Origin of the sequence: Vibrio sp. B183 (assembly GCF_000740665.1) — a bacterium.
Classification (GTDB): domain Bacteria; phylum Pseudomonadota; class Gammaproteobacteria; order Enterobacterales; family Vibrionaceae; genus Vibrio; species Vibrio coralliilyticus.
On record NZ_JPQB01000015.1, the window covers coordinates 356,113 to 377,611 of the forward strand.

Below are 21,499 nucleotides of genomic sequence, written 5' to 3' on the forward strand. Positions count from 1 at the left end.
TAATCTCGTGTTCAAAACAAAGAGACAGTAAATGAAGAGTATTACTCAGGAAGTGAATGATTTTATTAACCGCAGCGTCGATTCTCATGTGCGTGTCGCGGTGACTGGTTTATCTCGTGCGGGGAAAACGGCGTTTATCAGCTCCTTGGTGAATCAGTTGTTGCACACTTCCACTCACGACAATCTTCCTTTACTGGTTTCAGCACGCGATAAGCGCCTAGTGGGTGCGAAGCGTGAACCCCAAGCCAATATGATGGTGCCACGTTTTGCCTACGATGAAGCGATGGAGCATGTGTTCACACAGCCGCCAAAATGGCCCGAGCCGACTCGCGATGTGAGTGAAATTCGTCTTGCAGTGAAATACAAGCCGACGAGAAAGTCCAAAAAGTTGTTTGGCAGCACATCAACGCTGCACATCGATATCATTGACTATCCCGGTGAATGGTTACTGGATCTCCCTTTATTGGATATGAGTTTTCATGAGTGGTCACAGACGCAATTCGCGGCTCTTAAAGGTCAGCGTAGAGAGTTGGCAAAAGAGTGGTTAGCCAAACTAGAACAACTAAACCTAGCAGATGACGTCAACGAAAGAGAGCTTGAGGCGATCGCGCAAAGCTACACCCAGTATTTACATGATTGTAAGGATGCTGGACTACATTGGGTTCAGCCGGGCAGGTTTGTCTTACCTGGTGAACTAGAAGGTGCGCCAGTCCTGCAGTTTTTTCCTTGCCGCTTTGATAAAGAGAGCAAAGCCAGCAAAGACTCCAATTTAGCCATGCTAAAAGCGCGGTATCAGGAGTATCAGCAAAAGGTTGTGAAAGCGTTTTACAAGCATCACTTTTCGACATTTGATCGTCAAATTGTATTGGTTGATTGCCTACAACCATTAAACGCCGGTTACGAATCTTTCCACGATATGCGCCATGCGATTGAGCAGATCATGCACAGCTTCCGCTATGGCAGAAGCAATATGTTAAAGAGATTATTTGCCCCGAGAATCGATAAGATATTGTTTGCAGCGACTAAAGCCGATCATGTGACGCCAGAGCAGCATCCTAACTTAGTTTCTCTGTTGCAGCAGATGGTGCATCCCGCTTGGCAAACGGCGTCCTATGAAAACATCGAAATGAGCTGTATCTCTATGGCGTCTATTCAGGCGACTAAAACGGGCTTTATCAACCGTGGTACCGAATCAGTTCCTGCGATTCAGGGCATAACCCTTGATGAACAACCACTGACAATCTTTCCTGGTGAAGTGCCGAAGAAACTGCCTCAGCAGAGCTTCTGGCAAAGCGAAGGATTTGAATTTACCGCTTTCCGGCCACTCCCTAGTTCGGTAGACGATCCTCTGCCCCATATTCGTATTGATAAAGCGCTGGAATACCTGATTGGAGACAAGCTGAAATGACCGATTCTCAAGATGCAAAGCTAAAGCAAAAACAAGTCTTCTCTCAAACATTGGATCAAGAGCCTATGGGTAGCGACCCGGACTTGACCTCCCAAATGCAGTTTGAAGAACAAGAAACCTTTATACCAGCGGCATTAAGCTCAAAAGAAACGCAAAGTGAGGCTGAAGAAAAGCTGGAACAGGTGATTCGACCTAAAACAGGGCGTCGATGGTTAGCGAGCGGACTGCTAACAGCCTTTTCTGGCTTGGTTGGTTGGCAAGCCATCGACAGTATTATTACGTCTGTTCAAAGTGCTGATTGGTTAGCGCTTGGCTGGGCTGGTTTTATGTCGACGCTGGCAGCGTTAGGTATCGGGGCAATTGGTAAGGAGCTGTGGAAGCTCAAAACGTTACGTCATCACTTTTCTATTCAAGAGCAAAGTGAAGCCTTGATAGAAGCCAACAGCGTTGGGCAAGGTAAAGCGTTTTGTGAATCTATCGCGAAGCAAAGTGGCATTAAGACAGAATCACCAAGTTATGATCGTTGGACACACAGTGTCAATGCCTCTCACAGCGACGCCGAAGTGCTCGACATGTATGACGCGATGGTGGTGAGTGAACAGGACAAAAAAGCCACTAAAATCGTTACGCAGCATGCAACGGAGTCAGCCGCTTTGGTGGCAATAAGCCCACTGGCTATTGCAGACATGCTGCTGGTGGCATGGCGCAATTTCAAAATGATCGACAGTCTTGCCGATGTTTACGGTGTAGAGCTTGGATACTGGTCTAGGTTGAAGCTGTTCAAAGCGACGTTGATCAATATGGCGGCTGCAGGTGCCAGTGAAATAGCGATAGATGCCAGCATGGATCTGATGTCTATGGATCTAGCAGGAAAAGTCTCCGCCAGAGCAGGGCAAGGGCTGGGTGTTGGCATACTGACCGCAAGGCTTGGGGTCAAAGCGATGGCATTGTTAAGACCAATACCTTGGCACCCAGATAGAAAGGTGAAATTGGGTGCGATTCGAAAGCAGATTGTAGAAAAAATCGCCTCTATAACAATCAAATAGTGCGAATGTGAAGCAAGTAATGTCGGTTTGCTTGACGAGGATCTAGGCTTAAGGGAAACTACTGTCAACTTTTCCTGACACCTCAGACTAGGGATTTAATCAGTGCGTTTAGAAGTGACATGTGAAGACAGATTGGGGCTTACTCGTGAGCTGCTCGATATTCTGGCTTCTAAAAATATTGATTTGCGAGGGATCGAAATCGACATTACGGGCATTATCTACCTGAATTGCCCAGATATTGACTTCGATACTTTCAGTGAACTCATGGCAGAGATACGTCGTATATCAGGTGTAAGAGACGTAAGAAAAATTCAATTTATGCCGATGGAAAGGCATAACACAGAACTTATCTCCCTGTTGAACAATCTTCCTGAGCCAGTATTGGCCATAGACCTGAAAGGCAATGTTGACATGGCCAACCATGCAGCGCTAAGCCTGTTCAGCTGCGAAGAAGAAGAGATGATTGGTCACCAGATCAGCACCTTGCTACCAAGCTTCAACTTCTCCAAATGGGTGGAAGGCAAAATTACCCGTCAGCGGGAAAATATCGTTATCAGTGGTCTCGACTATATCATGGAGATCATGCCGGTCTATATTACTGATGAATCCAACGAGTCGATTCTCGCCAGTACGGTAATGATAATCCGCTCATCTCAAGAAAAGTCGGCGTTAGAAGATTCATTACCTCTACACAATAACCTTGGTTTTGAACACTTTGTCGGTGTGTCTAATCGACACAAGGCACTGATGAGCCAAGCTAAGAAGCTGTCGATGCTTGAGCAGCCACTGCTGATTCAGGGTGAAACAGGTACGGGTAAAGAAATGCTCGCCAGAGCGTGTCATAATCGTTCTCACCGAGCTGCCGCTCCGTTCTTAGTCTTGAGTTGTGCATCCATGCCTGATGATGTCGCGGAGACGGAACTGTTTGGTCATGCGCCTGGCTCATTCAATCATGAGCAAGGCCATAAAGGTATATTTGAACAAGCAGATGGTGGCACCGTCTTTTTAGATGAAATTGGCGAAATGAGCCCACATCTGCAAATCAAATTGCTGCGCCTGTTACAAGATGGTACTTTTCGCCGTGTAGGTGCGGAGCAGGAGATTCATGTTGATGTACGCGTGATTGCTTCAACGCGCCATAATCTGGCAGATTTGGCAGAGTCGAAATCCTTCCGAGAAGATCTTTTCTACCGCCTCAACGTACTGACACTCAATATTCCGGCACTGCGCGAACGTTCTAACGATATAGGCCCATTACTGGATCTGTTTGTTGTTAAGTACGTTAAGCAGTTAGGTATCATGAAACCAGAGCTGGAAGAAACACTGGTTGATCAACTGGTGAATTACCAGTGGCCAGGGAACATGCGTCAACTGGAAAATATGGTGCTCCGTGCACTGACTGAACTGGATTCAGATACATTGACGATCGACTTGTTCCACCTGCCTCAGCTAGAAAGCCCAGCTTCGACAGGTCCGACAATTAACCTCGACGGCTCGTTGGATGAAATCATGAAAGATTACGAGTCGCAGGTTTTGGAGCGACTTTATCAGTCTTTCCCATCCAGCCGTAAACTAGCAAAACGCCTTAATGTTTCTCATACCTCTGTGGCTAACAAGTTACGTGAATACGGAATAAGAAAAAACTAAATGGAACGACTCAGTACTCCTCAGCAGGTGTTTGAGCAGGATGGGGATATCATCCTGCGCACTGCAGAACCAACGGACGGTCAGCTCATCTCCGACTATTTTATTGCCAACCGTGCGCACCTGAAACAATGGGAACCACGACGCGAAGACGCCTTCTTCTCTGAAGCAGGTTGGACGCAGCGTTTGATAAAGCTTAATGAGTTGCATCGAATGGGCTTGGGTTACTACCTGATCATTATTGATAGTGAGTCGGGAGAGATGTTAGGCACCGTCTCCTTTAGCAACATTTCGAGATTTCCGTTTCATGCGTGTAATCTTGGCTATTCGCTTGGTGAGAATGCGCAGGGAAGAGGCGTGATGACACGGGCATTGAAGATGGCCGTGAACTACATGTTTAACATCCAGAATATCCATCGGATTATGGCGGGCTACATGCCACGCAATCAACGTAGTGAGGCGGTCTTGAATCGTTTAGGCTTCAAGCGGGAAGGGTTTGCTGAGGACTATTTGCTGATTGATGGCCGCTGGGAAGACCATAACCTGACATCACTGATTAACCCTAACTGGAAAGAGAGTTAAGCATGAGTAGATTAGAGCAACAGCTGGCTTTATTGATGGAGCTGGATCAACTGAAATCTGTTTTGAGACGTACTCGAGTCAAAAGTGCAGATGGCCGTCTTGAAAACAGTGCAGAGCACAGCTGGCATGTTGCTCTAATGGCGATTCTAATGGAAGAACACGCCAATGAGCCGGTGGATATTGCTCGTGTCGTAAAAATGTTGTTACTGCATGACATTGTCGAAATCGATGCTGGCGACACCTTTGTTTACGATGTTGCCGCGTCAGCAGTACAAGAAGAAAAAGAGCTTGCTGCTGCTCAGCGATTATTCGCGATGTTGCCTGAAGAGCAGGGAAAAGAGTTGCTTGAGTTATGGCTAGAGTTTGAGCGAGCAGAATCGGCAGACGCCAAATTTGGTAAAGCACTTGATAGGATCATTCCTATGTTGCTTAATTATCACAACAACGGTCAGAGTTGGCAGGAGCACGGAGTGACTCGTGAGCAAGCTCTGACGGTGAATAGAAAAATAGAATATGGCTCACAAGCTTTGTGGGATAAGGCTCAACAAGTGATTGAAGAAGCAACCCAGAAAGGATGGCTAAAAGCCTGAAGATGCCATAACGAGGAAAATGAATGTCGTATCTCACTTTGGATGAATACCAAAGAAAATGGATTTTCACTCACCAGTCTATGCCTGTTCCTGAGCAGGATTTAGCACAGATAAAGCCAATGACTCAGGCCAGAGCGGCGCAGCTTTGGAAAGAGAACATCAGTGCTCAAAGCCCAGATGCAGAACGCTTGAGTTCAGGTGACTGGCCAATGAAAGACTCTAATTGGAAAGAGACTTTGGATTGGATGGCTGCCTGGGAAGCTGATGAAGAGGCGTTGCCTGAGGGAGTAGCTGAGTTTATCGATTGGCAAGATGACGTAACTGTTTATTTTTGTTATGAAAAATACAATGTTATTGAAACCAAATGGAGTGTATTTAAGAAGCACTGGAAGAACTTTTTGTTTTACGATGATGGCCCAGTTCTAATTGGTCGAAGACGAAAAGAAGCCTTGTGGTTCGACTCCGAAGGTAACGTTAAACTCGGACATCGAGATTAAAAGAGCAGCCGTAAAGGCTGCTTTTTTTAATGTTTTTCATCAGACAATGGTGACCACATTACGCAAGTTGAGCAGAAGGTTATGTGCACTATGACCAGACATATTGTAAGGATCGAACTTTGAACTAGTGGAGTATTTGAGATTGACAGGCATAGTAGAGTTCATCTCGGGAATATAACCCATGCTCCAGTCACTAAATTCGCGTTCAGCAACCTCTGAATAATCTAGCAGCAATATGTTTTCATGCCTTGGGTCGTTTAGAATCTGGTGGTAAATTTTATTGACTTGAGCTCTCGAACCTTCGAGGCATTGCAAAAAGTAATTACGGTTAAATAGAAGCAAACCTGTTACGTCAACCAGAGAGTTGTTTTTTCTCGCCACATCAAGAATATTCTGAATATCGGAATCTGTAATCCCTTTTGTTATTGTGCTCGTGTAAACCAATCTGACTAGGAACATAGTTTTCTCCTTTTCTTGTTAGGTTATTGTCCCTCAGCTTTAAGTATATGCAATAAAACGCACGCCATAGTATTAACGTCTATAATGTGATTTAACGAACTAAGTCTATTTAGGATCGGTGGATGGAAGCTAAGATTCTGAACTCTGTTGTCGAAATCACTGAGCAAAGAAACTCGCTCTCTCTTGGCCATTGTCTGGTTGCAACTCTACTTGAAATGATGCCCATTGAGTCCATTAGCCTGACCCATTACATATCCAACACATCTATTGTTGTCGCCAAAGTATTCAGAAATAGCAAACAAGAAGAATATCAATGGACATACGATCAGGCGCCAGAGCAGTGTTACATACATGATCATAAAGAAAGCGCATTTAACGTTACAAAACCACAAACGTCGAGTTATGTATGCCGTTATCCAATCCCGATTTCTGAAGAGAGCTCGGCATTGTTGCAAATTGAAACCGATGCAGACCCTGTAAAGTTTGAGCTATTGATCGATGGCTTTGCCAAGATATATTGCAACTATTTGATGGTGTTGCATGAGAGTGAACGTGACAAGCTGACTGGGCTGCTCAATCGAAAAACACTCGAAGAACGCCTATCACATTGTTTTAATTTGTCTGTTAATCAAGATTCAGGTTTGTATGCCTGGGTCGCTATCATTGATCTCGACTTGTTCAAGAGCATCAATGATACCTATGGGCATATGATCGGCGATGAAGTGCTATTAATGTTTTCTCAGCAGCTACAGAATTTCTTTTCTGGTTCAGAGCAATTGTTTCGATTTGGTGGTGAGGAGTTTGTCGTGCTACTGCCACCTCAGGAAAAGAAACAAGTGCTAAAAGAGCTGGAGTTATTTCGCAGGCACATTGAGTCATTTCGCTTTCCACAAGTAAATAATATGACGTTTAGCTGCGGAGTCTGTGCGATCTCCAGACACGAGTATTTGCCGACAATTTTAGGTCATGCTGATGCGGCACTCTACAGTGCAAAAGAACATGGTAGGAATCGAATCGAGTGCTATGAAGATCTTATACTCGGAGCAACTGAACCTGGTGATAATGATCATTTGGATGACGTAGAACTGTTTTGAAAGATCAATTTTGATCAAGTAATTTGTTGAATTGTAAAGATTATACCGATGAATAAAATGTGATTTAATGCTCAAAAATGCTTCATATCTTTGCGCAATTTATGTAATTTGCTATCATTTTTGAGACAAATGGTTTGAGTCACCATTTTATATCGGTTTATAGATAGAGACTTAGGGAATAGTAGTGGATACAAATATATCTCAATTACGCAAAGATTTTTATGCTCAAATAAGCTCGCTGCAAGCTTATTCTTTGCCACAAACTAAACCAACGCTTTCTCTGTTAACTGAAGAAGAGCTTCAGGTGCTCGAAGCTCTTTGGATTGAGCTCTCTATGTGGAAGAAAAAACAAAACCACTAATTTTCATTATCTGACCAGTTTCATAAAGAACCTCACGAAGTAAATTCGTTGAGGTTTTTTATTGTCTTAAATATAAATTGTTATATTATAACAAAAAGTGATCTGACCATTGATTTCTCGGATATCAATCCCCATAGTTAGATACATAAGAGATTTCTAAAATGATAGAAATAGAAGATAGCAAGATTCAAGTGAGTAGGGATATGGCGGAAGTTAGAGCCAGAGTAGATTTTAAAGTCGGTAAAAACAGTGATATAGAAGCGGAGCTTCTTTCTTTTAAAGGACTCAAGACCGACAAAGAGCATGTAGCCATCATTTTCAAACAAGCCGACAAGACTCAGTCCAGCCCTTTAGTTCGCTTGCATTCAGAATGCCTGACAGGTGATGTTTTCCATTCTTCTCGATGCGACTGTGGTGAACAGTTGGATGAGACGATTAATAAAATGGGTGAATCAGGCGGGATTATTCTTTACTTGCGCCAGGAAGGTCGTGGTATTGGCCTTTACAATAAGATTGACGCGTACAAGTTGCAAAGTGAAGGTCTGAATACCTATGAAGCGAACAACCATTTAGGCTTTGGTGATGACCTGCGTGATTTTACGGAAGCGGCGCAAATGCTTAAAGCGTTGGATGTCAATAAGATCCGTTTAATCACGAACAATCCGAAGAAGATCCGTGAACTGAAAGAACATGGTGTTGAAATCGAAGATACTGTCAACACCTCTGCGCATATTAAAGATGGTAACGAAGGATATCTTAAAGCCAAGGTGTCACACGGAAAACACGATCTTAAGCTCTAGCCCAATAGCAGCCTATGTTGATAAAAGCCTCACTTTTGTGAGGCTTTTTTGTATAACCCTTGCAAAAAAAATGTAAGTTTGTATTATCTGCGCCTATAAGTGTAAATGAGAATAATTAGCACTTATTATGCAGAATAATTATTAAGCTCAACAAGGATGCTTTTCAATGAATGTAAAATCACTTTTAGCGCGCTCTGTTGCAACTTCTCTCGTTCTTGCTAGCAGTTCTGTTTTTGCAGCGAACGTGACGAAAGAGCAAGTGGTAGAACACTACGCAGATGTTGCTCACGCAGTATTTGCCGATGCACTAACAACTGCTAAGACACTAGACCAATCTATCGAATCTTTCCTTGCTGCTCCATCTGAAGCCAAGCTTGCTGAAGTAAAACAAGCTTGGCTTGACTCTCGCGTACCGTACCAACAGTCTGAAGTATTCCGTTTTGGTAACGCGGTTGTTGATGATTGGGAAGGCCAACTAAACGCATGGCCTCTTGATGAAGGCCTTATCGACTACGTATCTACTGATTACCAGTATGAGCTAGGTAACGAAGGCGCGAGCGCAAATATCGTTGCAAATAAGCAGCTAACGATTGGTGCAACTAAACTTGACGTTGCTCAACTGACTCCAGAAGCGATTGCTGATCTGAACGAGGTGGGCGGCTCTGAAGCTAACGTTGCATCTGGTTACCACGCGATTGAATTCCTGCTATGGGGTCAAGACCTAAACGGTACTAACGCTGGTGCTGGTGAGCGTGCTTACACTGACTTCGTTGTTGGTAAAGGTTGTACTAACGGCAACTGTGACCGTCGTGGTGAGTACCTAAAAGCTGCTGCTGATCTACTGGTTCAAGATCTACAGTGGATGGAAAAACAGTGGTCTTCAGATGTAAAAGGTAACTACCGTGAAGAACTTCTGAACGACTCTGCGGACAATGGCCTTCGCAAAATGCTATTCGGCATGGGTTCTCTATCTCTAGGTGAGCTTGCTGGTGAGCGTATGAAAGTCGCTCTAGAAGCTAACTCTACTGAAGATGAGCACGATTGTTTCTCTGACAACACGCACAACTCTCACTACTACAACGAGCAGGGTATCTACAACGTATACACTGGTCTGTACAAACGTGAAGACGGTACGCTTCTATCTGGGCCTAGCATCGCAGATCTTGTAGCTCAGAAAGACAAAGCGGCGGCGAAAGAGATCCAGAAGCAATTCGACGTAACACGCTCTCAAGTAGGTCAACTTGTCACTTCTGCTGAAAAGAACGGTCAGTACTTTGACCAGCTAATTGCAGCAGGTAACGCGCAAGGTAACGCACTAGTAAACGAGACAATCATGTCTCTAGTTGCTCAGACTTCATCTATCGAGCGAGCGGCGAAAATCGTTGGTATCAACAGCCTGAACCCAGACACAGCTGACCACGAATTCTAAAAACAATTAAATAATTTTAAGGGCTCTTAGTGAGCCCTTTTGCTGTTTCTATAACCACACTTTTAATGAGAATATTTCTTAACAAGGTGCTGGTCTTTACCCGAGAACTATTGGTATGAAGTTGTATAAAAAGTCCATATTAGCCTCTCTAATACTGGTGAGTGCTTCTGTTTCTGGTTATGAAATGAAATCTGGCGGCGGTACCGCGGTTAAGAAAGAGGGCGCAAATGCTTATTCTTTGCCTGCCGGAAACCTGCCAATGTCCAAGCGACTGGATTTCAGTGTTGGTAACAGTTTTTTCCGTAACCCATGGGTACAAGCGCCGGCTTCTACCGATGCCCGTGACGGCTTAGGGCCTCTTTTTAATACCAATGGTTGTCAAAACTGCCATATTAAGGATGGTCGTGGCCATCCACCAGAAGAAGGGGATATTCATGCCGTTTCCATGCTGGTGCGTTTGAGCATTCCTGCAATGACACCAGAGCAGAAAAAAGCTTTCATCAAAGATGGTGTCATTCCAGAACCAACGTATGGTGGTCAGCTACAAGACTTTTCACTTCAGGACCAAACTCCTGAAGGACAGATCAAAATTACATACACAGATGTACCAGTGACCTTTACCGACGGTACAAAAGTAGTGCTACGCAAGCCAAACCTGAAAATAACAGATTTAGGTTATGGCGAGATGCACCCAGATACCCAATTTTCTGCACGTGTTGCTCCGCCAATGATTGGCTTGGGGCTATTAGAAAGTATTTCTGATGAAACGCTGCAAACTTGGGCAGATGAAAATGATGCCAATGGCGATGGTATCTCAGGTAAGGTAAACAAAGTCTGGGATGTACAGAAGAATGATTTCGCCATTGGTCGCTTTGGCTGGAAGTCCGGGCAACCGACACTCATGCAGCAAAACGCCGCCGCATTTAATGGTGACGTTGGCCTAACCAGTAACTTGTTCCCACATGAGAACTGTACATCAAAGCAATCTATTTGTGCTGAATTGCCGAATGGCGGAGCGCCTGAAGTGAGCGACAACATTCTCGATTTCGTTGAATTCTATTCCCAGCACTTAGCCGTACCGATTCGTCGTAATATCAACGATCCGGAAGTTAAGCTCGGTCAGAACTTATTTGCCAAAGCAGGTTGTGATAGCTGTCATAAGAGCGAAGCGAGAACCATGAAACGAGAAGACCTACCGGCTTTGTCGAATCAGAAAATTCATCCTTATACCGATTTACTACTTCATGATATGGGTGAAGGACTTGCGGATAACAGGCCTGAGTATTTGGCGAATGGACGTGAATGGCGAACTGCGCCATTATGGGGCATCGGTTACACCGAAGAAGTCAACGGCCATACTTATTTCCTTCATGATGGCCGAGCACGTAACCTGATGGAAGCGGTATTGTGGCATGGTGGTGAAGCTGAGCCCGCGAAACAAACCGTTCTCAAATTCAATCAAAAAGAGCGCGATGCATTGATCGCTTTCTTGAATTCATTGTAAGGAATCACGATGAAGATCTTTTCTTTATCAGCACTGGCTGCCTCGATGATGCTACTGGCAGGTTGCCAGTCAACCAGCAGCACAATGCCTGTCGCCCAGCAAACTTCTCATCCTAGCCAGGGTGTTTACCAAGTAGAGTTTGCCGCAGCACACACTTTCTCAAATCAAGCGGATAAGCTGGCCAGCCAAATGGCGGCTTACTGTGCGGATGAGGCCCAACTGGAGTCACTGAAGTCTCAATGGCATCACACCATGGTTGCTTGGATGGCGCTGCAAGGGCAGGAAAGGGGGCCTGAAAAGGCACTTGAGCAGAGCTGGAATATTCAGTTTTGGCCAGACAAAAAAAATACGACGGGTCGCAAGATGACTGCGCTGACGGGCCAAAGCAAGACTTGGACGCAAGAGCAAATTTCTCAGCAGAGCGTGACGGTTCAGGGTCTAGGCTCGGTAGAATGGCTGTTGTATGACCAAGCCTCTTCTTTGAGTTCATCACAAGCTACCTGCCAAACCGGTATTGCAATCGCAGAGAACACTGCTGCGAATGCTGAGACCATTGCTACGGCATGGCAGACTAACCCTTGGGTTGAGCTGGATGAAAAAGCATGGACGTCTGAGTACATTTCTCTTCTTTCTAATCAGCTTGAATACAGCATGAAAAAGATGAGTCGTCCTTTGGCGAACTTCGGTAAACCAAGACCGTATTTCGCTGAATCCTGGCGCTCGGAAACTTCCATGCAGAATCTCAAAGCTAACATTGAAGCGATGCAGGCGTTGTACTTAGCGGGTGGCAACGGGCTGGATAAACTGCTGCGTGAGCGTGGCAAAGTACAGCTCGCTGACAGCATCGCTCAACAGTTTGATACCGCACTGGAAACGTGGCCGACCGATGAAAGCTTGTTTGACATGCTGCAGACAAAAGAGGGTTATCGCAAAGCCTACGCTCAATACAATAAGCTGGAGCAGTTGAAGTATCTTATCCACGAAGAAGTGGCAATTGAACTTGGTGTCGTAATAGGGTTTAACGCAACTGATGGTGACTGATAACACAAGAAGAAACCTTCTCAAGGCAGCGCTGTTCGGCGCTGCTATGCCTTTGCTGCCTTTCGGTTGCGCGAGTACGTCAGAGACATCGGGTCAGCCGTCACTGATCGGTTGTTCCTTATCTGGCCGAGACAAGTACTCTGCGGTAGTCGCGGATGAGTTTGGTCAACCGATAAGACAAGTTCCTCTTCCTGCAAGAGGACATGGAGTCGCAACAAACGCGAAACTTAATCATGCGGTGGCGTTTGCTCGTCGTCCAGGTACGTTTTTCGTAGTTTTTGACTATGTGACTGGCGAAGTGATCAAATCCTCAGCCGCCCATTCCAATCGTCACTATTATGGTCATGGCGTGTATTCAAACGACGGTAAGTGGCTGTACGCAACCGAGGGTGAGCGTGGTACCAGCCGAGGCATTATTGGTGTTTACGATGTGCTGTCTGGTTATTACAAGGTAGCAGAGTTTACCAACTTTGGCCTCGGGCCTCATGAAGTGATTGCCATGCCAGATGGCTCTCTAGCAATTGGTGTTGGCGGTGTTCATACCAATGGCCGACAGCCGCTCAACATTGCAACTATGAAGCCTAGCTTGAGCTACCTTAACTCCAATGGTGAACTGACAGAGCAGGTGGCTTTACCAGATAACCATTTGAGTATTAGACACCTTGCGCATGATGGTGACAAAACTGTCCTGTGTGGTCAGCAGTACCGTGGTGAGCCGGATGAGTACCCGTCTCTTTTGGCAATGCATACTCAAGGTGGTCAAATGATCCCGCTGGAAGGGGAACCAGAACAGTGGGCAAGATTCAATCATTACATTGCGAGTATTGCGGCAACCGATGAGTGGATTTTGGCAACATCACCTCGCGGAAACTGCTACGGAATCTGGTCTAAGCAAACCAGAAAAATGGTGGAATTAGCCTCATTACCGGACGCTTCAGGTGTCGTTGTACAGAACGGCTTTTTCCGAGTTAGCTCGGGGGCTGGCGGCGTGATCACACAATACTCACCAGAAGAGAAGAAAAAAATTCAGTCGGGAATTCAATGGGATAACCACTGGTCGATGATTTCTTAGCCTACTTCATTGTAAAGCTTGGGAAAATTAATATTCTCATCAACATTTCATCCTAGCCTCTTATTTCTCTGCCATACTTTGATCTCGGGCGATTAGATTGGAGAGTAAGATGGCTAGACTTAACCCCCTTCTATTACTGCTGATAATTATTCCTATACCGACTTGGGCCAGTAGCTATTTTGAGCGTATTGGGTGGTTGGAGCCAGACAGTCATGTCCTTCGGGTCCTGCAATATTCCAAAGATGTCGAACACATTTATCAGAGCAATCACAACCAGTTGATCTGGTTTGATCTTCAACAAAGCACTCGGCTTGAGTTTCAACTTGAAATTATCACCAGTGCAGGATTCAGCCCTCTTTTTGCCCGTCAATTGAGATACCTTGAGTACTATCGTAAGAGCAATCGATGGCATGAATATGACCTACTTGCCACCGATACGTTACTTCTCTACATCAGCTACGCTGAGCAAGCGAAACTGCTTGGTTATGACTGGTTCTTCGAATCCAAATTGTACAAACCTTTACCGAAACTGAGCCAAACCAATTTAATTGCCGTTGCTGTGGCGGTGGATCATCAACAGCTCAGTGAGCTAATAGAAGTCTATACCCCAGACAGTGATGACTACCAAAAGCTGATTGACAGCTACTTGCACGTTGTTAAGTTCGAAGAGCTGAACCTACCTAAGTACACCCAAAGAGGGTTAAGGCAAGTCGGGGACAAACTGAAAAATCGAGAAGTTCTGTTGGTCAGAATGGAAATGGTCGATGTCGATTTGTCAGATGTGCGACGGGATGTAAATTGGTATGACGCCACTTTAGAAACCGCTGTAAAGCAGTTCCAACGCCTTCATGGTTTAACGGACGATGGCATTATTGGCCCCGATACGATTCGTTGGTTGAACATTAGCCCGAGTGAGAGGTTATCTATACTGGCGCTCAATGCCGAACGTGGCAGGTTATGGCCGATCGAACGTGACACCATCATTGTGGTGAATGTGCCCGGGTTTGAGATGAAGTATTGGTACTCAGGCCAAGAAGTGTTTGAGTCTAAGGTGGTTGTAGGGCGTAAGGGCAGGCCAACACCGATGATGACGACTAAGCTGGATTCATTGATTCTTAATCCGACTTGGAATGTGCCATGGAAAATCATGGTTGAAGATATCATCCCCAAAGTGAAAGAGGATCCTGAGTATCTGGTTCGCCAAAATATTACGATTGTGCCTAAGTGGGGATCGAAAGAGTTGATTAATCCAGAGGACATTGATTGGCAAAACATGCGCCCCAGCGCGTTTCCGTATCGAATGACGCAGCTTTCAGGAAACAACAATGCGCTCGGCCTATACAAGTTTAACACCCCTAATCGCCGTGCGATCTATCTGCATGATACACCAAGTAAAAATTTGTTTGATGAGGCCAGCAGGGCATTCAGCTCAGGTTGTATTAGGGTTGAGCACGCGGATCAATTTGCCACGCGTTTGTTAGAGAGCCAAGGCTTGGATATGTCGACGCTGGACGAAGAAGAGTTGGCGGCAAACAAATCGATTCCACTCAAACAGCGTGTGCCGGTGCACATCATCTACCAAACAGCCTGGTCAGAGGGCGGCAAGATCCATTACAGGGACGATATATACCGCTGGGATCGTTTCAGTTACGGCAAAGGGTGAGCCTGACCAAAAAATAACATTTTCTCACAACAAAGTTTTTTATTAATAAGGTCAAGCAGTAAGCAAATTTCTATGCTCAGAATCTATCTATGAGCATGGTTTATGCATTTGCACTTCATATTAGAGTTAGGTAGTGTCGCCGTTCGACACGTTTCCATCAACGATTTTATGAAGGCTGTTCACCGTGGATTTTTCTCGTAGAGATTTTATTAAGTTAGCTGGTAGTGGCTTAGTTGTAGCCAGCTGCGCTCCTTCTCTTGCTTTCGCTGCTCACCCAGATCAACCTCGCGCATTGGCCTTTAATAACCTCCATACAGGGGAAGAACTGGAATCTTGCTACTTCGATGGTCGGGACTATGTAGCAAACGAACTGAGTCGCATTGATAACATTTGCCGAGACTTCCGCCGCAATGAAGTCCATGAAATGGACAAATACCTGTTCGATCAGATTTCACTGATTCAATCTGAGCTTGGTGTTGAAGCAGAAGTTCAGATCATTTCTGGCTACCGATCTCCTGCCACCAATGCAGCGTTACGCTCTAAATCAAGTGGGGTGGCGAAGAAGAGCTACCACATGCTAGGTCAGGCGATTGATTTTCGTCTTGACGGTGTCAACCTGAAAAAAGTCCGCGACGCTGCGATTGAGCTTAAAGCGGGCGGTGTCGGCTATTACCCTAGAAGCAATTTTGTCCACATTGATACTGGCCCAGTCCGCCACTGGTAAACGTCTTCATATAAGACAAGGTTGTCAAAAACCTTACCAAATGTCATAGTTTCGCCAGTTTAGATATTCAGTAAGGTTTCAATATGTCTCTGAAGTACCAAGTTGTTCCTGTCACTTCTTTTTCGCAAAACTGCTCGATTGTATGGTGTGATGAAACCATGGAAGGCGTGGTGGTTGATCCCGGTGGCGACGTAAAGCAACTGGCGATACTGATTAAGGAGTTGGGCGTTAAAGTCGTCAATTTGGTTCTGACACATGGCCACTTAGATCATGTTGGCGGCACAGAGCCTTTGTCCGCTGAGCTGGGCGGTATTGAAATTGTCGGTCCACACAAAGATGACAATTTCTGGCTTCAGGGTTTAGCAGGGCAAAGCCAGATGTTTGGTTTTCCATTAACCGAAGCATTCGAACCGCAAAAGTGGTTGAATGATGGCGATACCGTAGAGTTTGGTAATCAAGTTCTCAATGTTTACCATACTCCAGGCCACACACCAGGTCACGTGGTGCTATTCAGTGAAGAAGCTAAGCTTGCCTTTGTTGGTGATGTGTTGTTTAACGGTTCAGTCGGACGCACAGACTTTCCTAAAGGCGACTTCGATACTCTGATTAATTCGATCAAAACCAAACTTTGGCCTCTAGGTAATGACGTTCGATTCGTGCCGGGCCATGGTCCTGAATCTACCTTTGGTAGAGAGCGTGCATCCAACCCATTTGTGGCGGATGAAATGCCACTTTACTAATTACTGAAAAAGGTCGCCTCGCGCGACCTTTTCTTATATTGCCTATCATTCCATTATTCGTATTTTTCTTCCGGTTCAGCAGCGGCAAGATAGCGTCTTGCAAGCCCGACAAATTCTTCGGCTGAACGGTCTAGGTCATGTGCGGAAATGAAGATATCGTAATCAAAGTAACTTCTTTGATAGCGCATTCTATTGGCAAGCATGGCTTGCAGCCCTGAATACTGTTCGCCTTGCGTATTTTTATACGGCTTGGAATCCAAAACTATGTCCTCAAATTGGGTGCCTTGCTGACTCTGTTTGGCCCCAAGATACAGTAAAGCTCTTTGGCTAAGCAGAATCTCCGTGGCGATTCGAGGACAAATACTATCGAGGTACGGTGAATAGTGTTTGAGTTTAATTCCGATCCAAGGCAGAGGCTGCTGCCATCCTTCTTGATCATAATGGCAGATGCCAATCTTGCTCACATTACTCCATTTTACCACCCAACCGCCTTTGAACAGGTGCTGCTGAAAGTGGGTGGCTGTTAATGTGTAGGAGACGGTGCTTTTGAGAATCAACAGGTAGCCAAATCCGAGCATAGACAGGATAGCGACCAGCGTCAAAACTGCCTGCTGGAAATCTGGAGAAAACATTACAAGAGAAATCAATACAATAGAAGCTATAGTCGCAAGGATTTTGGCAATCGGTGAAGATAGCCGAATCGGTTGATTGGTAAGATGCAATGTCTGCATTTACGACTCCTTGGCGATAACTTAAACCTCTGTTTATATATTCAGTAGTTATGAAAAGGATCATAATTGGTACTGATTAAATTGTAGCCTGATGACAGCATATCACGCATTTTTGCTCGATAAAGCCCCTCATACCCTGTAAATGGCCGCATTTTTTTGGTATAAATCGCGCTTCAAATTTTCACCACTGCTCCGTATGCAGTGAAATGGAGAGAAACTCGATGAGACTTGCTCATAAGCGTAAAGTGCAGATGAAATTGCAAAAACGCGTTAAGGCGACTGTTGCCAATGTAGAAGCAACTAAGAAAGCTAAGCCTGTAGTTGAGAAGAAAGTAGCTGTAGCACCAGCAGCGGAGAAAGTTGTAGCGGCTAAAGAAGTTAGCGTTGCACTAACTCCAAAACAACAACAAGTACTAGACATTGTTGTTGCTAACGCTGAAGGCATCAACCCTAAGGGTATTGGCCTAGCGGCGGGTCAGGAAGAAGCGAAAGCGGCTTCTTGGGCAACAGGCGCGCTGAAAAAACTACTAGAAGAAAACCTAGTAGCAAAAGAGCAGTTAGCAGGTAACAAAGTTATCTACAAAGCAGTTTAATTCATACTGTTAGCGACCTCTTTTGAAATAGCAGACACCTCTGCTTCTTCAGACGAATAGAAGAACCTCGATGCCTATCGGGGTTTTTCTCCATTCGGACCTTCCTTTTTACTGATTTATCATTATATCTATCAATATTTAACATTTGTCACATTTATAAAATCTTTTACTCTATATCTTCCACGCATCGTTCTCTACGTATTAATCCAAACTTCTAGTGTCTCAATTTTTTATAAATATTTGAATCTTAGTAAATTATAATTTCTATATCCTTTATCCTACGTAGTAATACGTAATTCTAAGGTTGAAGTATATTTGGGTTTGTTAATTTTTCTCCGTGTTCGCGCTGATTTCCTATTTCTCGTAGATAAACCACTCTGTAATGGAACAGAAGGTAACTGGAAAGTTGCTGAATCTAACAAAGGACGTGAACATGAGTCTAATCAGACAATCTTTGAAACGAGTACTGAAAGGTACGGCTATAGCAGCGGCACTAGCTGTTGCTGCGACATCAGTGAATGCTGCTGAAAAAGTGTACCGCTTGAAGCTGGCGGAAACTTGGGGCCCAAACTTCCCAATCTTTGGTGATGCAACCAAAAACATGGCGAAGATGGCGGAAGAAATGTCTAATGGCCGCCTTCAGATTCGAATCGACTCTGCAAATAAGCACAAAGCGCCACTGGGTGTGTTTGATATGGTGAAATCGGGCCAGTATGACATGGGGCACTCTGCGTCTTACTACTGGAAAGGTAAAGTGCCTAATACGCTTTATTTCACCTCGATGCCATTTGGTATGCTGCCGACAGAGCAATACGCTTGGTTTTACTACGGCGGCGGTATGGAGTTAATGGAGAAAGTCTATTCACCTCATAACCTGATGTCTTTCCCTGGAGGTAACACAGATACTCAGATGGGTGGTTGGTTCCAGAAAGAGATCAACTCTGTCGATGACCTAAAAGGTCTGAAAATGCGTATCCCTGGATTTGCCGGTGAGATTCTGGCGGAGCTGGGTGCAAAACCAACCAACATCGCACCGGGTGAGCTATATACCTCGCTTGAGCGCCGCACTATCGATGCACTTGAGTGGGTAGGGCCATCACTTGACCTACGTATGGGTTTCCACAAGATTGCACCTTACTACTACACAGGTTGGCATGAGCCAGGTACAGAGCTGCAGTTCCTGATCAATAAGCGCACTTGGAACCGTCTGCCTGACGATCTGAAAGCGATTCTTCAGGTTGCCATGAAGACTGCGGCTTACGATATGTACACTCAGTCTAAACACGAAAGTGGTAAGAACTGGGCGTCAATCAAGTCTGAATATCCAAATGTGCAGGTGAAAAACTTCCCAGCGGAAGTCATGACAGCACTTCGTGAAGCTAACGAGCGTCTACTTAAAGAACATGCTGACAAAGATGAAATGGCAAAAGAGATCCAAGCGTCTCAGGCTGCTTACATCGAGCAAGTTCGTCCTTGGTCTGACATCTCGCATCGCGCATACCTGAATAGTCAGGCACAACAATAATTATAAAAATTCGTTGCCAGTTTGATAGAGCTGGCAACGAGAAGCCCAAGAAAACTCTCTTATAATTTGAAGAGTCTATAACAAAGCTCCGCAGGCTTCGGCCAAGCGGAGTTATTTCAAAGTTCCATGGAGTAGGGAATGAGAAATCTAATCTATATAGAGCGCATCTTTAATCGTTTCGGCGATTTCCTAGGATGGCTGTCGAGTATCCTGTTTATCTTATTGCTCGCAAATGTCGTTTACGATGTGGTGATGCGCTACGTGTTTAACGATGTTTCCATTGCATTTCAGGAAATGGAGTGGCACTTGTTCTCTGCCGTATTCCTTCTGGGTGTACCTTATGCCATTAAAGCAGGTGGCCATGTCAGGGTAGACCTTTTTTACGAGCGCTTGTCTCATCGGGCACAGGCGATCATTGATTTAATCGGTACCATCGTTTTTCTTTTTCCGTTTTGTCTGCTGGTGGCTTGGTACGGCGTTGATTTTGCTAAAGAGAGTTTCGCCCTAGGTGAAACGTCTGGTGATCCTGGTGGCTTACCCTATCGCTGGGTAATTAAAGCCATGATTCCATTGTCGTTTATGTTTATGGCAATAAGTGGTGTTGGATTACTGCTTCATTCTCTCAATAAGATTTTTAACCCGCATTTAATTTACGCCAACTCAACAGAGCAAAAGTAAGGAGACAAAAATGGTCGGTATTGTAATGTTTTTTGTTGCCTTGTTTGCTTTGCTGCTTGGCTTCCCAGTTGCGTTCACCTTTGGTGGTATTGCACTGATATTCGGCGTCTGGGCCGAAGGCATGGATATGTTTGCTTTCATGCCATATCGCATCCAATCCATCATGGAAAACACGGTATTGATGGCAGTGCCATTGTTCGTTTTCATGGGTTTGGTTCTTCAAAAAACACGTCTAGCGGAACAGCTGCTTGAATCCATGGGTAAGCTGTTTGGTGGTGTGCGCGGTGGTATCGCGATTTCAACGGTGTTAGTGGGTGCTTTACTGGCGGCGTCTACAGGCGTTGTTGGTGCCTCTGTTGTAGCGATGGGGCTTATCTCTCTGCCAGTTATGCTCAAGTACAACTACGATAAAGGGCTGGCGTGCGGAACGATTTGTGCCTCAGGTACGTTAGGCCAAATCATTCCACCCTCTATCGTCTTAATCCTTCTTGGTGATGTGTTAGGTGTACCCGTTGGGGATTTGTTTCAGGCAGCGGTTTGGCCGGGGCTCGTTTTAGTTGGCGCTTACGTTCTCTATATTCTGATTTACGCCAAACTGAATCCAGAAGCTGCGCAGCCAATTCCTCGTGATGAATCGGTAAGCCGTAAGCAGGAAGTCATCACTGCGCTTAAGGCTGTGATCCCGCCACTTGCGCTTATCGTAGTGGTACTTGGTTCCATCTTTGCTGGTGTCGCGACACCAACAGAATCTGCCGCGCTTGGTGGAGCAGGTGCGATAGTACTGTCTCTGCTTTACAAGCAATTCAGCTGGAACATGGTGTACGAAGCGTCGAAAGAGACGGTCAAAGTAACCGCGATGGTGTTTGCGATTCTGCTTGGTGCCACAGCGTTCTCCATGGCATTCACCTACACGGGTGGTGATTACTTGGTTGAAGAGTGGATGCTACAAATACCGGGTGAGAAATGGGGCTTCCTGATCATCACTATGTTAGTGATTCTGGTTCTGGGCTTCTTCATCGACTTTGTGGAAATCTGTTTTATCATCGTTCCAATCATCGCACCTGTTGCCGAGATTATGGGCATCAACATGACTTGGTTTGCGATCTTGATTGCGATGAACCTGCAGACTTCCTTCCTGACCCCACCATTTGGTTTCAGCCTGTTTTATCTCAAAGGTGTAGCACCGAAAGGGGTGACAACTCGAGACATATACCGAGGCGTGATGCCATTCATCGGTATTCAGATCCTCGTGTTGGCGTCACTGTTAGTCTTCCCTGGATTCTATGGAATGTGATCGCCCGATTACAGAAATGTAACA

General features: G+C 45.2%; 22 protein-coding genes. 20 read left to right on the plus strand and 2 right to left on the minus strand.

Annotation, left to right across the window (positions count from 1 at the left end; genetic code table 11):
• The first annotated feature begins 31 nt into the window (after nucleotides 1–31).
• The 6 genes from IX95_RS17890 to IX95_RS17915 all read left to right on the plus strand — a co-directional run bounded on the left by IX95_RS17890 (nucleotide 32) and on the right by IX95_RS17915 (nucleotide 5,767).
• Nucleotides 32–1,408: a YcjX family protein gene (locus tag IX95_RS17890; protein ID WP_038162540.1), complete on the plus strand. Its 1,377-nt coding sequence runs from the start codon at nucleotides 32–34 to the stop codon at nucleotides 1,406–1,408.
• Nucleotides 1,405–2,454, plus strand: a complete 1,050-nt coding sequence (locus IX95_RS17895) for a YcjF family protein (RefSeq protein ID WP_038162543.1) — start codon at nucleotides 1,405–1,407, stop codon at nucleotides 2,452–2,454. Before IX95_RS17890 ends, IX95_RS17895 begins: the two co-directional genes overlap by 4 nt.
• Nucleotides 2,455–2,556: 102 nt before the next feature.
• Nucleotides 2,557–4,101, plus strand: a complete 1,545-nt coding sequence (gene tyrR, locus IX95_RS17900; protein ID WP_038162545.1) for a transcriptional regulator TyrR — start codon at nucleotides 2,557–2,559, stop codon at nucleotides 4,099–4,101.
• Nucleotides 4,102–4,680, plus strand: coding sequence for a ribosomal protein S5-alanine N-acetyltransferase (rimJ, locus tag IX95_RS17905; RefSeq protein WP_038162548.1), 579 nt, complete (start codon nucleotides 4,102–4,104; stop codon nucleotides 4,678–4,680).
• Between the two features lie 2 nt (nucleotides 4,681–4,682).
• Nucleotides 4,683–5,270, plus strand: coding sequence for an HD domain-containing protein (locus IX95_RS17910; RefSeq protein WP_038162551.1), 588 nt, complete (start codon nucleotides 4,683–4,685; stop codon nucleotides 5,268–5,270).
• Between the two features lie 23 nt (nucleotides 5,271–5,293).
• On the plus strand, nucleotides 5,294–5,767 hold the full coding sequence (locus tag IX95_RS17915) for a DUF2947 domain-containing protein (RefSeq protein WP_038162554.1): 474 nt from the start codon (nucleotides 5,294–5,296) through the stop codon (nucleotides 5,765–5,767).
• A gap of 39 nt (nucleotides 5,768–5,806) precedes the next feature.
• On the opposite strand, the gene IX95_RS17920 is transcribed toward IX95_RS17915, so the two are convergent.
• A complete protein-coding gene (locus IX95_RS17920; protein WP_038162557.1) occupies nucleotides 5,807–6,226 on the minus strand; it encodes a BLUF domain-containing protein in 420 nt (139 codons plus the stop codon).
• Between the two features lie 122 nt (nucleotides 6,227–6,348).
• Here IX95_RS17920 and IX95_RS17925 point away from each other — a divergent pair, with 122 nt between their 5' ends.
• The 10 genes from IX95_RS17925 to IX95_RS17970 all read left to right on the plus strand — a co-directional run bounded on the left by IX95_RS17925 (nucleotide 6,349) and on the right by IX95_RS17970 (nucleotide 16,654).
• The gene (locus IX95_RS17925; protein ID WP_038162560.1) at nucleotides 6,349–7,320 is read left to right on the plus strand and encodes a GGDEF domain-containing protein; all 972 of its coding nucleotides are present in this window, start codon (nucleotides 6,349–6,351) and stop codon (nucleotides 7,318–7,320) included.
• 184 nt (nucleotides 7,321–7,504) lie between these two features.
• Nucleotides 7,505–7,681 (plus strand): hypothetical protein, encoded by a 177-nt coding sequence (locus tag IX95_RS26690; protein ID WP_006958866.1) that lies wholly within the window; start codon nucleotides 7,505–7,507, stop codon nucleotides 7,679–7,681.
• A 161-nt stretch (nucleotides 7,682–7,842) separates the two neighbouring features.
• Nucleotides 7,843–8,481: a GTP cyclohydrolase II gene (locus IX95_RS17935; RefSeq protein ID WP_006958865.1), complete on the plus strand. Its 639-nt coding sequence runs from the start codon at nucleotides 7,843–7,845 to the stop codon at nucleotides 8,479–8,481.
• 166 nt (nucleotides 8,482–8,647) lie between these two features.
• Nucleotides 8,648–9,910, plus strand: a complete 1,263-nt coding sequence (locus IX95_RS17940) for an imelysin family protein (RefSeq protein ID WP_006958864.1) — start codon at nucleotides 8,648–8,650, stop codon at nucleotides 9,908–9,910.
• 115 nt (nucleotides 9,911–10,025) lie between these two features.
• A complete protein-coding gene (locus IX95_RS17945) occupies nucleotides 10,026–11,414 on the plus strand; it encodes a di-heme oxidoreductase family protein (RefSeq protein WP_038162563.1) in 1,389 nt (462 codons plus the stop codon).
• Between the two features lie 9 nt (nucleotides 11,415–11,423).
• Nucleotides 11,424–12,455 (plus strand): imelysin family protein, encoded by a 1,032-nt coding sequence (locus IX95_RS17950; protein ID WP_038162565.1) that lies wholly within the window; start codon nucleotides 11,424–11,426, stop codon nucleotides 12,453–12,455.
• Nucleotides 12,445–13,527 carry a DUF1513 domain-containing protein gene (locus IX95_RS17955; protein WP_038162567.1) on the plus strand — a complete coding sequence of 361 codons (1,083 nt, stop codon included), beginning with the start codon at nucleotides 12,445–12,447 and terminating at the stop codon, nucleotides 13,525–13,527. The genes IX95_RS17950 and IX95_RS17955 overlap by 11 nt, the downstream gene beginning before the upstream one ends.
• Nucleotides 13,528–13,636: 109 nt before the next feature.
• Nucleotides 13,637–15,190: a L,D-transpeptidase family protein gene (locus IX95_RS17960; protein ID WP_038162568.1), complete on the plus strand. Its 1,554-nt coding sequence runs from the start codon at nucleotides 13,637–13,639 to the stop codon at nucleotides 15,188–15,190.
• A gap of 184 nt (nucleotides 15,191–15,374) precedes the next feature.
• On the plus strand, nucleotides 15,375–15,914 hold the full coding sequence (locus IX95_RS17965; RefSeq protein ID WP_006958859.1) for a YcbK family protein: 540 nt from the start codon (nucleotides 15,375–15,377) through the stop codon (nucleotides 15,912–15,914).
• Between the two features lie 83 nt (nucleotides 15,915–15,997).
• Nucleotides 15,998–16,654, plus strand: a complete 657-nt coding sequence (locus IX95_RS17970) for an MBL fold metallo-hydrolase (protein ID WP_038162570.1) — start codon at nucleotides 15,998–16,000, stop codon at nucleotides 16,652–16,654.
• A 53-nt stretch (nucleotides 16,655–16,707) separates the two neighbouring features.
• Here IX95_RS17970 and IX95_RS17975 read toward each other — a convergent pair whose 3' ends face one another.
• Nucleotides 16,708–17,385, minus strand: coding sequence for a DUF2982 domain-containing protein (locus IX95_RS17975; protein WP_038162571.1), 678 nt, complete (start codon nucleotides 17,383–17,385; stop codon nucleotides 16,708–16,710).
• 221 nt (nucleotides 17,386–17,606) lie between these two features.
• On the opposite strand from IX95_RS17975, the gene IX95_RS17980 reads away from it, so the two are divergent.
• The 4 genes from IX95_RS17980 to IX95_RS17995 all read left to right on the plus strand — a co-directional run bounded on the left by IX95_RS17980 (nucleotide 17,607) and on the right by IX95_RS17995 (nucleotide 21,475).
• On the plus strand, nucleotides 17,607–17,978 hold the full coding sequence (locus IX95_RS17980; RefSeq protein WP_021457472.1) for a hypothetical protein: 372 nt from the start codon (nucleotides 17,607–17,609) through the stop codon (nucleotides 17,976–17,978).
• A gap of 433 nt (nucleotides 17,979–18,411) precedes the next feature.
• Nucleotides 18,412–19,503, plus strand: coding sequence for a TRAP transporter substrate-binding protein (locus IX95_RS17985; RefSeq protein ID WP_038162573.1), 1,092 nt, complete (start codon nucleotides 18,412–18,414; stop codon nucleotides 19,501–19,503).
• Between the two features lie 138 nt (nucleotides 19,504–19,641).
• Nucleotides 19,642–20,181: a TRAP transporter small permease subunit gene (locus IX95_RS17990; protein WP_006958854.1), complete on the plus strand. Its 540-nt coding sequence runs from the start codon at nucleotides 19,642–19,644 to the stop codon at nucleotides 20,179–20,181.
• Between the two features lie 10 nt (nucleotides 20,182–20,191).
• Entirely contained in the window at nucleotides 20,192–21,475 is a 1,284-nt protein-coding gene (locus tag IX95_RS17995) for a TRAP transporter large permease (protein WP_006958853.1), read from the plus strand.
• The last annotated feature ends 24 nt before the right edge of the window (nucleotides 21,476–21,499 follow it).